Annotated in this window: 11 protein-coding genes; 2 read left to right on the top strand and 9 right to left on the bottom strand. The window is 61.4% G+C overall.

What is annotated here, in order from left to right:
- Positions 1 to 112: 112 nt before the first annotated feature.
- The 7 genes from N8H71_RS22600 to hutC form a co-directional block, all read right to left on the bottom strand.
- Positions 113 to 943, bottom strand: coding sequence for a quaternary amine ABC transporter ATP-binding protein (locus N8H71_RS22600; RefSeq protein WP_179692956.1), 831 nt, complete (start codon positions 941 to 943; stop codon positions 113 to 115).
- A complete protein-coding gene (locus N8H71_RS22595; RefSeq protein WP_262195747.1) occupies positions 940 to 1,791 on the bottom strand; it encodes an ABC transporter permease in 852 nt (283 codons plus the stop codon). The genes N8H71_RS22600 and N8H71_RS22595 overlap by 4 nt, the downstream gene beginning before the upstream one ends.
- 84 nt (positions 1,792 to 1,875) lie before the next feature.
- Complete coding sequence (locus tag N8H71_RS22590; RefSeq protein WP_007952476.1) at positions 1,876 to 2,844, bottom strand: ABC transporter substrate-binding protein; 969 nt, start codon at positions 2,842 to 2,844, stop codon at positions 1,876 to 1,878.
- A 70-nt stretch (positions 2,845 to 2,914) separates the two neighbouring features.
- Entirely contained in the window at positions 2,915 to 4,387 is a 1,473-nt protein-coding gene (locus N8H71_RS22585; RefSeq protein ID WP_134023464.1) for a purine-cytosine permease family protein, read from the bottom strand.
- A gap of 144 nt (positions 4,388 to 4,531) precedes the next feature.
- A complete protein-coding gene (gene hutU / locus N8H71_RS22580; RefSeq protein ID WP_039764719.1) occupies positions 4,532 to 6,214 on the bottom strand; it encodes a urocanate hydratase in 1,683 nt (560 codons plus the stop codon).
- 421 nt (positions 6,215 to 6,635) lie between these two features.
- Positions 6,636 to 7,205, bottom strand: coding sequence for a HutD/Ves family protein (locus tag N8H71_RS22575; protein WP_262195746.1), 570 nt, complete (start codon positions 7,203 to 7,205; stop codon positions 6,636 to 6,638).
- On the bottom strand, positions 7,202 to 7,912 hold the full coding sequence (gene hutC / locus N8H71_RS22570) for a histidine utilization repressor (protein WP_170844914.1): 711 nt from the start codon (positions 7,910 to 7,912) through the stop codon (positions 7,202 to 7,204). The genes N8H71_RS22575 and hutC overlap by 4 nt, the downstream gene beginning before the upstream one ends.
- A gap of 146 nt (positions 7,913 to 8,058) precedes the next feature.
- Here hutC and N8H71_RS22565 point away from each other — a divergent pair, with 146 nt between their 5' ends.
- Complete coding sequence (locus tag N8H71_RS22565; RefSeq protein WP_262195745.1) at positions 8,059 to 9,423, top strand: formimidoylglutamate deiminase; 1,365 nt, start codon at positions 8,059 to 8,061, stop codon at positions 9,421 to 9,423.
- 48 nt (positions 9,424 to 9,471) lie between these two features.
- Here N8H71_RS22565 and N8H71_RS22560 read toward each other — a convergent pair whose 3' ends face one another.
- Both N8H71_RS22560 and N8H71_RS22555 read right to left on the bottom strand, forming a co-directional pair.
- Complete coding sequence (locus N8H71_RS22560) at positions 9,472 to 10,041, bottom strand: lipocalin family protein (RefSeq protein ID WP_262195744.1); 570 nt, start codon at positions 10,039 to 10,041, stop codon at positions 9,472 to 9,474.
- 30 nt (positions 10,042 to 10,071) lie between these two features.
- Entirely contained in the window at positions 10,072 to 10,326 is a 255-nt protein-coding gene (locus N8H71_RS22555) for a hypothetical protein (RefSeq protein WP_119428670.1), read from the bottom strand.
- A gap of 282 nt (positions 10,327 to 10,608) precedes the next feature.
- Between N8H71_RS22555 and N8H71_RS22550 the strand changes: the two genes are divergently transcribed.
- Positions 10,609 to 12,439, top strand: a 1,831-nt coding sequence (locus tag N8H71_RS22550) for a methyl-accepting chemotaxis protein (protein WP_262195743.1), incomplete at its 3' end; no start/stop codon positions are given.

Genomic DNA, 12,439 nt, shown 5'->3' with positions numbered 1-12,439 from the left:
ACCGGCCTCATCGCTGGCAAGCCAGCTCCCACAGAATCTCCGGTGCTCACACAATCCCTGTGGGAGCGGGCTTGCCCGCGATGAGGCCAGTCTGTGCACTGCAAAACTCAGATCAGACCACCGCCGCCCGCCGCTGCACGAAGCGGTCGACATATTCGTCCGCCGGCGAATGCAGGATCTCTTTCGGCGTGCCGACCTGGATCAGGCGGCCGTCCTTGAGGATCGCGATGCGGTTGCCGATGCGCACGGCCTCGTCGAGGTCGTGGGTGATGAAGACGATGGTCTTGTGCAGGGTCTTTTGCAGCTCCAGCAACTGGTCCTGCATCTCCGCGCGGATCAGCGGATCCAGCGCACTGAACGCTTCGTCCATCAGGATGATGTCGGTGTCCGCTGCCAGGGCGCGGGCCAGGCCGACACGCTGGCGCATGCCGCCGGAGAGCTGGTGCGGGTATTTGTTTTCGTAGCCCTTGAGGCCTACGGTGTTGATCCAGTGCAACGCGCGTTCGGCGCACAGTTGCTTGGTCTCGCCACGCACTTTCAGGCCGTAGGCGACGTTGTCGAGCACGGTCTTGTGCGGCAGCAGGCCGAAGCTCTGGAACACCATGCTGATCTTGTGCCGGCGGAATTCGCGCAGGGCTTCCATGTCGTATTGCAGGATGTCCACGCCGTCCACCAGGATCGCGCCACTGGTCGGGTCGATCAGGCGGTTGAAGTGGCGCACCAGGGTCGATTTGCCGGAGCCGGACAGGCCCATGATCACGAAGATCTCGCCGGTGCCGATGCTCAGGGACAAGTCGTTGACCCCGACCACGCAACCGGTCTCGTTCAGCACCTGATCCTTGGTCTTGCCCTGGCCGACCATCGCCAGGGCATCTTTGGCGCGGTTGCCGAAAATCTTGAAGACGTTTTTGACTTCGATCTTGCTCACGGTTGCGTTGCTCATTTGCTCACCTCATGCCGTGGCCGACCATACGCCTGGGTAATGCGGTCGATGACCACTGCGAGAATCACGATCGCCAGACCGGCTTCCAGGCCGCGTCCGACGTTGAGGGTCTGAATGCCCACCAGCACATCTTCACCCAGGCCACGGGCGCCGATCATCGAGGCGATCACCACCATCGACAGGGCCATCATGGTGGTCTGGTTGATCCCGGCCATGATGCTCGGCAGGGCCAGCGGCAGTTGCACGCCGAACAGTTGCTGCCAGCGGTTGGCGCCGAAGGCGTTGATCGCTTCCATCACTTCGCCGTCGACCTGGCGGATGCCCAGATCGGTCAGACGGATCAGCGGCGGCGCGGCGTAGATCACGGTGGCGAAAATCGCCGGCACCTTGCCCAGGCCGAACAGCATCAGCACCGGAATCAGGTACACGAAGCTCGGCATGGTCTGCATGATGTCGAGCAGCGGCATCAGGAACGAACGCAGGCGATTGCTGCGCGCCGAGAGGATCCCCAGCGGCACGCCGATCAGCACCGAAATGACCGTCGCCACCATCATCAGCGCGAGGGTCTGCATCAACTTGTCCCACAGACCGACGGCGCCGACCAGGAACAATAGACCGACGATCACGGCGGTGGTCACGACTTTGCGCGTTGCGTGCCAGGCCACGACGCCGACGATGGCCAGCATCAACCACCACGGTGCGGCGCGCAGCAGGCCTTCAAGATTGACGATGGCCCACAGCAGGGTGTCGGAGATATGGCGGAACACATCGCCGTAGTTGGTGACCAGCGCATCGACCCAACCGTTGACCCAGTCGGCGATGGAAAAGGTAAAGCTTTCGGGAAACATAAGCGGCTCTCAATCAGGAAACTCAATCAAGCGATTGCGGCGAACACCCCGGCCAGCCTCTCGGTTGGCCGGGAGGAATTCGACCTACAGCGCCGCGTCGATTTTCTTGGCAGCGTCTTCACTCACCCACGCATGCCAGACCTCAGGATGTTCCTTGAGGAAGATTTTCGCCAGTTTTGGCGACTCGATACGTTCCTTCGCCATGCGGCCCAGGTTCTGGTTCAGCAGATCGATCGGCAGGTTGACCTTTTCCAGCACCGCCACCAGCTCCGGCGCTTGCTCGTGGAAGGTCTTGGACAGACCGACCTTGATGGTCACGGTCTTGTCGACGCCCGCTTTCTCTTCCAGTTTCACCGCGTCGATCTGGCCCATCAGCGGGGTTGGCGACCAGTAGTAGAACAGGATCGGCTCGCCACGCTTGTAGCTCGACAGCACGGCCGCATCCAGCGCTGGACCGGTGCCCGGACGGAAGTTGGTGTAGCTGTTTTCCAGGCCGTAGCTTTTCAGCATTTCGCTGTTGTCCAGCTCGCAGGTCCAGCCGGCCGGGCAGTTGTAGAAGCGGCCTTTGGAAGGCTCTTCGGCGTCCTTGAAGACGGCGGCGTATTTGCCCAGGTCGGCGATGTTTTTCAGGTCCGGCGCCTTGGCTTCGAGTTTGCGTTTGGCGTCGCCTTCGATGACGTAGCGCGGCACGTACCAGCCTTCGATCGCCCCCACCACCGGGGCCCCGACACCGACGACCTTGCCGGCCTTCTCGGCCTTGTTCCAGACCTCGCTGCGGCCGACCCATTCTTCGGCGAAGATCTGGATGTCGTTGCTGCTCAGGGCGTTTTCCATGGTGATGGAGTTGCCCGGCAGGCTGTCGGTCTTGCAGTCGTAACCTTTCTCCAGCACCACCTGCAGAACGTCGGTCAGCAGCATGCCGCTTTCCCAGTTCAGGCCGGCGAATTTCACCGGTTTGCCGGACTCGCACCAGCCGGCGGCCTGGGTCGCGCCGGCGCTGGCCAGCAGGCCCATGGAAAGCAATGTGGTCAGCAGGGTCTTGTTCGATTTCATTGTTGTGACGCTCCTAATCATGAATTGGCTTACGGCAGTCAAGAGGCATCCAGCCCTGTCCACGTCCAAATCAGGCCTGCGCCGCAGCGCGACCGGCCCCGCTTGTTTTAGGTTGTACAACGCTGTCCTGCTCGACGGGCAGAATCAGTCGATCGGGTACGGTGCCGTGCCATTTTTTCGCGCAGACGTAGTACAGCGCTGCGGGCAGCACGAGACCGATGATCCAGGAAATATCCACATCCCCCAGTGCCGCTACCAATGGACCGGTATAGAACTTGGTGGAAATGAACGGCAGTTGCACCAGCACCCCGAACACATACACGCTGATACCGAGGATGTTCCAGCGGCCGTAGCGACCGTTCGGATCCGCCAGCGCCGGTACGTCGTAGCGCTCGCGGGTGATGCAGTAGTAGTCCACCAGGTTGATCGCGCTCCACGGCGTGAAGAACGCCAGCAGGAACAGGATGAAGGACTTGAACGCACCGAGGAACGAGTGCTGGCCGAGCAGCGCGATCAGGGTCGCCGCGCCGACGATCACCAGCACGAACACCAGACGCTGCATCCGCGAAACCTGCAAGTTGCCACGGAAGCCGCTGATGATGGTCGCGATGCACATGAAGCTGCCGTAGGAGTTCAGGGTAGAGATGGTGACCTTGCCGAACGCGATGCTGAAATACAGCAGCGCGGCGGTAGCACCGGTCCCGCCCAGACCGACGATGTAAGCGACTTCATGCCCGGCGAATTGCCCGTTGGCCGAAGCGGCCGCGAACACACCGAGGATCATCGCCACCTGCGCGCCAATCACCGAACCGGCACCAGCGGCAAAGAAGGTTTTCACCGAAGACACCTTGCTCGGCAGGTAGCGCGAGTAGTCCGCCACGTATGGGCCGAAAGCGATCTGCCAGGAGGCCGCGAGCGACACCGCCAGCAGGAAACTGCTCCAGCTGAAATGGCGGATTTCCAGAAGTGCGCCGACGTCCACCTGGCTCATCAGACGGCTGAACAGGTACACGAAAGCAATCACGCCAATAGCACTGGCAATACGGCCGATCCAGTGAATCACCCGATAGCCGAGCACCGTGACCACGACGATGACGCTGGCGAAAAGCAGGATGCCGACGGTGTCGCTGACCCCGAACAACTGGCCCAGCGCCTGACCCGATAGCACGGTTCCGGTGGCGGTAAAGCCCAGATACATCAGGCACACCAGTACGATCGGGATCGCCGCGCCGTAGACTCCGAACTGCACCCGGCTGGAAATCATCTGCGGCAGGCCAAGCTTCGGCCCTTGCGCCGCGTGCAGCGCCATCACCCCGCCGCCCAGCAGTTGACCGATCAGCAGACCGATCAACGACCAGAACACATCGCCGCCCAACACCACGGCCAGGGCCCCGGTGACAATCGCGGTGATTTGCAGGTTGGCACCCATCCACAGGGTGAACTGACTGAACAGACGACCGTGTCTTTCCGCTTCCGGGATGTAGTCGATCGAACGCCTTTCGATCAACGGTTTACTGCCTGCACGATCGGTGTTGCCCGCCATGATTCAACCTCTGTGGATTGTTCTGGATTTTGTTGTTTTGGTTCCTGTGGGAGTGAGCCTGCTCGCGATGAGGGCGGTTCATGCAACATTTTCGTTGACTGACAAACCGCTATCGCGAGCAGGCTCGCTCCTACAGGGCAAGCATTACTTGCCGGTGATCATCGGCAGGTTCAGCCCTTGTTCCTTGGCGCAGTCGATGGCGATCTGGTAACCGGCATCGGCGTGACGCATGACGCCGGTGCCCGGGTCGTTGTGCAGCACGCGAGCAATACGCTCGGCCGCTTCGTCAGTACCGTCGCAGACAATCACCATGCCCGAGTGCTGGGAGAAGCCCATGCCGACGCCACCGCCGTGGTGCAGGGACACCCAGGTCGCACCGCTCGCGGTGTTCAGCAGTGCGTTGAGCAGCGGCCAGTCGGAAACTGCATCGGAGCCGTCCTGCATCGATTCGGTCTCACGGTTCGGGCTGGAAACCGAGCCGGAGTCGAGGTGGTCGCGACCGATCACGATCGGAGCCGACAGCTCGCCGCTGCGCACCATTTCGTTGAACGCCAGACCGAGCTTGGCGCGCAGGCCCAGGCCGACCCAGCAGATACGCGCCGGCAGACCCTGGAAGCTGATGCGCTCGCGCGCCATGTCCAGCCAGTTGTGCAGGTGGGCGTCGTCCGGGATCAGTTCTTTGACCTTGGCGTCGGTCTTGTAGATGTCCTGCGGATCACCGGACAGCGCAGCCCAGCGGAACGGGCCGATGCCACGGCAGAACAGCGGACGGATGTAGGCCGGTACGAAGCCAGGGAAATCGAATGCGTTTTCGACGCCTTCTTCCTGAGCCATCTGACGGATGTTGTTGCCGTAGTCGAAGGTCGGCACGCCCATCTTCTGGAAGTCGAGCATGGCTTTGACGTGAACGGCCATCGATTGCTTGGCGGCCTTGACCACAGCGGCTGGCTCTGTCTTGGCGCGGGCGCGGTATTCGTCCCAGGTCCAGCCGGCCGGCAGGTAACCGTTGAGCGGGTCGTGGGCGCTGGTCTGGTCGGTGACCATGTCCGGGCGCACGCCGCGCTTGACCAGTTCCGGAAGGATTTCAGCGGCGTTGCCGCACAGGGCGATGGAAACAGCCTTGCCTTCGGAGGTGTATTTGGCGATGCGGGCCAGCGCGTCGTCAAGGTCTTTGGCCTGCTCGTCGACGTAGCGGGTCTTGAGGCGGAAATCGATGCTGATCTGCTGGCATTCGATGTTCAGCGAGCAGGCACCGGCGAGGGTCGCGGCCAGTGGCTGCGCGCCGCCCATGCCGCCGAGGCCGGCGGTCAGTACCCACTTGCCGGTGAGGTTGTCGTTGTAGTGCTGGCGACCGGCTTCAACGAAGGTTTCGTAAGTGCCCTGGACGATGCCCTGGCTGCCGATGTAGATCCAGCTGCCGGCGGTCATCTGGCCGTACATGGCCAGGCCTTTGGCGTCGAGTTCGTTGAAGTGTTCCCAGGTCGCCCAGTGCGGCACCAGGTTGGAGTTGGCGATCAGCACGCGCGGGGCGTTGCTGTGGGTCTTGAACACGCCGACCGGCTTGCCCGATTGCACCAGCAGGGTTTCGTCTTCGTTGAGGTTGGTCAGGCTCTCGACGATCTTGTCGTAGCACTCCCAGTTACGCGCAGCGCGGCCGATGCCACCGTAGACCACCAGCTCTTTCGGGTTCTCGGCGACTTCCGGGTCGAGGTTGTTCATCAGCATGCGCAGCGGCGCTTCGGTCAGCCAGCTCTTGGCGGTCAGCTTGTTGCCACGTGCGGCACGGATTTCGACGTCACGAAACTTAGTGGTTTTGTTGTCAGTCACGAAAAAGACTCCTCAGCGATCAATTCAAACCAACCCTGGCAGTGGGCAAGCAGCCTGTGCGCATCAGTGCGCGACAAGCGAATCAGTGGACGCTGCGGAGAGTCTCTGTCGACTCATACGCATACGTCTTTACTTGTACATACAAGCATATGCAATCGAGCGGCCAACTTGTTGGAGGGTCGTTCAACAAAAATCCCAGACAGGGCTGGAGAGCGCCTGAATCAAGGGCTCTGGCGTTCATGAAATTTTTCGCGGGGTGGATTGAGGGTAGCGAGAGGTTGTTACGAAAGCGTGGTTTTGCGCCACGCTGGGGCGTTCGGTAACAAGTTGGTGCGCATTTCGGGAACGTCGGGACGAAAAAAAACCGCTGCTTTGAAAGCAGCGGTTTTTTGATCGTTCCCACGCAAAGCGTGTGAAGGAATCAGCGTGGGGACAGTTCGATCACACAGCAGCCGGCATTGACGGCGATCTCGGTCAGCCCGGTGTTACCGTCCAGTTGCAGGCAGTCATGGCGGCCGAGTTGCGATGCGCTGTCACCGACCGTGACCTCCAGCCGTTCGCTGACACTGAAGACCAGCACGGTATTCGCCGAACTGAAAAACCGCTGCTCGCCGTCCAGCCATTGCAGGCGTGCGCTGTAACGCTGGGGCGAGTAGATCAGGTTGAAGTCGCGGATTGCGCCACCGAGCAAGGTGCAGGACACCTGGCTCTCGCCGCTGAAGGCAAACGGGTCGAGGGGTAACAACGGCCGGGTATCGTCACCGTCGACACACAGGGTCATACCGTCGCCCTGCAATACCGTGATAACCCGCTGGTAACCGGCGAAAGTCGAGAAGCCGCCGGATTCGGCGATGTCGGCAATCGACAGGCGCCAGCCAAAACCGTCGAGGCCGGCGCCGGCGTCACGGGTGATTTCCTCGGTGCTGCCGCCGCCGTTTTTCCACGGCATGCGCGGGTAGCCTTCGGCGCGTAATACCTTCAACTCTTTCATTTATGAAACCGACCTTCCAGACGATGACGGGAACCGGGGTGAATCAGGCGCGCCGCCGTTACCGGCTGACGACCCGACCACGTGCGGCGGCGGATCAGCAGGCACGGCTCGCCTTTTTCGATCTGCAGCAATTTGCATTCGGACGCTTCGGCGAGGATCGCTTCGACCACATGCTCGCCTTCGGTCAACGGTGCGACCTGGTTCAGATAGGCGTAAGGCGTTTGCAGGGTGAAGTCCTGCTTGAGGTATTCCGGGGCGACCAGCGCGTTGACGAAGCGGTCTTCGATTTGCACCGGAATGTCGTTTTCGTAATGCACGATCAGCGAGTGAAAGACCTTCTGCCCTTCGCGCATGTCCAGCGCCAGCGCGCGCTCGGAACCGGCGGCCTCTTCTTCAAGGGTGATTACCTGACAGGTGTGGCGATGGCCACGGGAGGCGATTTCGTCGGCGATGTTGTGCACTTCGAACAGCGCGGACTGGCTCTTCGGTTCGGCGACAAAAGTGCCGACGCCTTGCATGCGCACCAGCAGACCATCGGCGGTCATTTCCCGCAGCGCGCGATTGATGGTCATGCGGCTGAAGCCCAACTGGCTGACCAGCTCGCTTTCCGACGGCACGCGGTAATGCGGCGGCCAGTTACCGCTATCGATCTGCTGGGTGATCATCTGTTTGACGCGGGCGTACAAGGGCGCCGGACTGTCGCCCATGTTCGCGGCCAACGGGGAGACTGGAGGCGGAGTCGGCACGGTGGATCCCTGTTCATTGGATGAAAGTTGCTAGCTTGCCGGAGTTTACCGGGCAGGCAAACGTCTGTATATGTATATACAAATAACACACGATGGGGTGCTGAACCATGTCCGCCTTCTTTGCCGAACGCGCGCTGCTGCCTAACGGATGGGCCAACAATGTACGTCTTGAGGTCAGCGCCGATGGCGTATTGACCCGCATCCAGGCCGATTCCACCGCAGACGGCGCCGAACGGTTGAGCGGTCCGCTGCTGCCGGGGATGCCGAATCTGCACTCCCACGCGTTCCAGCGAGCGATGGCGGGACTTGCGGAAGTGGCCGGCAATCCCAACGACAGTTTCTGGACCTGGCGCGATCTGATGTACCGACTCGTCGGAAAAATCAGCCCCGACCAGCTCGGTGTAATTGCCCGTCAGCTGTACATCGAAATGCTCAAGGCCGGTTACACCTCGGTCGCCGAATTCCATTACGTCCACCACGATAACAACGGCCAGCCGTACGCCGACCCGGCCGAGCTGGCATTGCGCATCAGCCAGGCGGCCAGCTCCGCCGGCATCGGTCTGACATTGCTGCCCGTGCTCTACAGCCACAGCGGTTTCGGCGGCCAGACGCCGAACGAAGGCCAGCGCCGTTTCATCAACAGCACCGAAAACTACCTGAAGCTGCAATCACGTCTGCAACCACTGCTGACGCAGCAAAAGGCGCAGTCGCTCGGTCTGTGCTTCCACTCGTTGCGCGCAGTCACGCCACAGCAGATCAGCGAAGTACTGGCAGCCAGCGACAAGCAATGCCCGGTGCACATCCACATCGCCGAACAGCAGAAGGAAGTCGACGACTGCCTGAGCTGGAGCGGTCGTCGTCCGCTGCAATGGCTGTACGAAAACACCGAAGTCGATCAGCGCTGGTGCCTGGTCCACGCGACCCATGCCAATCCGGAAGAAGTCACGCTGATGGCCAAGAGTCGCGCCATCGCCGGCCTGTGCCTGACCACCGAGGCCAACCTCGGCGACGGGATTTTCCCGGCGGTGGATTTCCTCGCTCAGGGTGGGCGCATGGGCATCGGCTCCGACAGCCATGTGTCGTTGAGCGTGGTGGAAGAATTGCGTTGGCTGGAATACGGCCAGCGCCTGCGCGATCAGCGGCGCAATCGCTTGTATGGCGCGGATCAGCCGATGGTTGGCCGTACGCTGTATGACGCGGCACTGGACGGTGGCGCTCAGGCGCTGGGCCAGCCGATCGGCGCACTGGAAGTCGGCAAGCGTGCCGACTGGATTGTGCTCGATGGCAGCGATCCGTATCTGGCCACGGCCAGCGGTGACGGGATCCTCAATCGCTGGCTGTTTGCCGGTGGCGATCGCCAGGTGCGCGATGTGCTGGTCAACGGTCAGTGGGTCGTTCGCGAGGGGCGACATGCCGGGGAGGAGGACAGCAATCGCGCCTTCACCCAGGTTCTGCGAGAACTTTTGGGCTGACACAAAAAAACCTGTGGAGGGTGACCTCCACAGGTTTTTTGTTGCGCGTCAGTTGGACGTCTTGGCCATCTGCTGATCCGACGTGCGCCAGATCAGGCGCGTGGTGTCGTAACCCTGCTGACGCGCCTTGCTCAGCAGTTCCTCACGCACCACACCGTTGACGGTCGGCGTGCGGGACAGCAGCCACAGATAGCGGCGACTCGGGTCGCCCACGAGGGCGGTCTTGTAGTCATCGCTGACGTACAGCACCCAGTATTGACCCTTCGCCGCACCCGGAATCAGACGCGAAAACCAGGTATCGAACTCGACCCACAGTTTGTCGGTCTTGCCCGGCACCTGTGGATAAGCCGTGCCTTTGACTTCTTCCCACTGCCAGTCCGCCGTCAGGCAGCGGTTGTACACCCCGACATTGCCATCGGGCTTGAGGGTGTAGCGGGCTTCGGATTGCGCGCAATTGCGCTGGAAATACATCGGCAGACGCGCCAGCTCGTACCAGGTGCCCTGGTAACGCTTGAGATTGACACTGTTGACCGTCTTCGGCGCCAGCGGATCTTCACCGGACGTGGCGCAGCCGGCCAATACCAGGCCGGCGAAAAGGATAAGCAATAACCGCTTCATTTTTCTTCTCCGTGGGCGCGTGGCCCCGGTTTACTTCAGGCCTTGGCCGGAAAACATCAGCACTTTGTCACCGGCGTATTGCACGCTGATAAAGCTGTTCTTGTCGCCCCAGGTGCAACTGGACATGCCGAGCGCGCCCGAGCAATCAGTGGGCTTGCCGAGCAGCGTCTCCACTTCGGCCTTGGCCATGCCGGTCGAAAGCTTCGAGTAGTTTTCCTGATTGACCTTGCTGCATGCGGCCAACAGCACGCAAAACGACAGCAGGGCGATAGATCGCAGCGACATGGTGTAACTCCTGGAGCGGAAGGGGGAAGGCATGGCGCCAACCAGAAGCTTAGAAGAGAAAACCCCTGTCTGGTTCCCTGGGAGGCTGGCTATTTGTTAGCCCGCTCGTCCGGCTTTCGCCGGTAAATCAGACAGTTTGTAAGGCTATTGAGCATTTCGTCGCATTTCGCAAAAGGCGCCTAATCTTTGGCGCGCAGCGGTCGAAATAAGAGCAGCGCAAAGCCCGATAGTGTGGCAAATTGCCGCCCTTTCTTGACCAGCCCCTTCGCGGTAGCTCACTTAATGACCAGAAACATGAAATTCAGCCACAAGATCTTGTTGGCTGCCGCCCTCGTGGTGGCCGTTGCGTTCGCCTGTTTCATTTTGTTCAACGACTATCGCCAGCGCGAAGCCCTGCAAAGCAGCACCGAATCGTCGATGCAGGAACTGGGCAGCCTGACCACCAGCAACATCCAGACCTGGCTGGAAAGCCGCATCCAGTTGCTGCAATCGATGGCGCAACAGGTTGTCGTCGACGGCAACGCCCCGGCCAGCCTCAAACGCATCATCGACCTGCCCGCCTACACCGGCAATTTCCAGCTCAGCTACTTCGGCGGTGCCGACGGCGTGATGTTCTCGGTTCCGGCCGGCAACCGCGCGCCGGATTACGACCCGCGCGCCCGTGGCTGGTACAAGGCAGCCAACGCTGCGCAACAGACCATCGTCACCGAACCGTACATCGCCGCCTCGTCGGGCAAACTGGTGATCACCGTTGCCACCCCGGTGCAGCGCCAGGGCCAGATGATCGGTGTGGCCGGTGCCGACATTGATCTGTCGAGCGTCAGCGCGATCATCAACTCGCTGAACTTCGGCGGCCACGGCCACGCGTTCATCGTCAGTGCCGACGGCAAAATCCTGATCCACCCGGACAGCAAGCTGGTGCTCAAGACCCTCGCCGAGGCCTATCCCAACGGCGCGCCGAAAGTCAGCCCGGGCCTGAAGGAAGTCGAATTCGATGGCAAGACCCAATTGATTTCCTTCACCCACGTCAACGGCGTGCCGTCGGCCGACTGGTACGTGGCGCTGGTGCTGGACAAGGACACCGCGTTCTCGATGCTCAGCGAGTTCCGCACCTCGGCGCTGATCGCCATGGTCATCGCCGTAGTCATCATCATCGCCCTGCTCGGCATGCTGATCCGTGTGCTGATGCAGCCGCTGCTGACCATGGGCCGCGCCATGCACGACATCGCCGAAGGCGAAGGTGACCTGACCAAACGCCTGACCATCCACGGCCACGATGAATTCGGCGCGCTGGGGCTGTCGTTCAACCGTTTCGTCGAGCGCATCCATACCTCGATCCGCGAGGTGTCGTCGGCCACCGGACAGGTCAACGAAGTCGCCCTGCGCGTGGTCGCGGCGTCGAACTCGTCGATGTTCAACTCCGACCAGCAGGCCTCGCGCACCAACAGCGTGGCCGCCGCGATCAATCAGCTCGGCGCCGCCGCTCAGGAAATCGCCCAGAACGCCGCCCTCGCCTCGCAACATTCCAGCGATGCGCGCAGCCTGGCCGAAGACGGCCAGCAGGTTGTGGATAAGACCATCCACGCGATGCAGCAACTGTCGGCGAAGATCAGCGACTCCTGCGGCAACATCGAAACCCTGAACAGCAACACCGTGAACATCGGGCAGATTCTGGAAGTGATCACCAGCATCTCCCAGCAGACCAACCTGCTGGCCCTCAACGCGGCCATCGAAGCGGCCCGTGCCGGTGAAGCCGGTCGCGGTTTCGCCGTGGTCGCCGACGAAGTCCGCAACCTGGCGCACCGCACCCAGGACTCGGCGCAGCAAGTGCAGAAAATGATTGAAGAGCTGCAAGTCGGCGCGCGTCAGGCGGTCGGCATCATGACCGAGAGCCAGCGTGAGAGCGAAAGCAGCGTCGGCATCGCCAACCAGGCCGGCGAACGCCTGGGCAGCGTGACCCAGCGTATCGGCGAGATCGACGGCATGAATCAGTCGGTAGCGACCGCGACGGAAGAGCAGACGGCGGTGGTCGAGTCGATCAACGTTGATATCAACGAGATCAACACGCTGAACCAGGAAGGGGTGGAGAACTTGCAGGCGACGTTGCGGGCTT

The organism is Pseudomonas koreensis, from assembly GCF_025447595.1.
In the GTDB taxonomy this organism is placed as follows: Bacteria; Pseudomonadota; Gammaproteobacteria; order Pseudomonadales; family Pseudomonadaceae; genus Aquipseudomonas; species Aquipseudomonas koreensis_H.
This window is presented reverse-complemented; position numbering and strand designations above follow the sequence as displayed.

Bases quoted from the DNA above. Each gene is read 5' to 3' on its own strand.
- N8H71_RS22600 (WP_179692956.1), bottom strand. From the start codon at position 943: ATGAGCAACGCAACCGTGAGCAAGATCGAAGTCAAAAACGTCTTCAAG.
- N8H71_RS22595 (WP_262195747.1), bottom strand. From the start codon at position 1,791: ATGTTTCCCGAAAGCTTTACCTTTTCCATCGCCGACTGGGTCAACGGT.
- N8H71_RS22590 (WP_007952476.1), bottom strand. From the start codon at position 2,844: ATGAAATCGAACAAGACCCTGCTGACCACATTGCTTTCCATGGGCCTG.
- N8H71_RS22585 (WP_134023464.1), bottom strand. From the start codon at position 4,387: ATGGCGGGCAACACCGATCGTGCAGGCAGTAAACCGTTGATCGAAAGG.
- N8H71_RS22575 (WP_262195746.1), bottom strand. From the start codon at position 7,205: ATGAAAGAGTTGAAGGTATTACGCGCCGAAGGCTACCCGCGCATGCCG.
- hutC (WP_170844914.1), bottom strand. From the start codon at position 7,912: ATGGGCGACAGTCCGGCGCCCTTGTACGCCCGCGTCAAACAGATGATC.
- N8H71_RS22565 (WP_262195745.1), top strand. From the start codon at position 8,059: ATGTCCGCCTTCTTTGCCGAACGCGCGCTGCTGCCTAACGGATGGGCC.
- N8H71_RS22560 (WP_262195744.1), bottom strand. From the start codon at position 10,041: ATGAAGCGGTTATTGCTTATCCTTTTCGCCGGCCTGGTATTGGCCGGC.
- N8H71_RS22555 (WP_119428670.1), bottom strand. From the start codon at position 10,326: ATGTCGCTGCGATCTATCGCCCTGCTGTCGTTTTGCGTGCTGTTGGCC.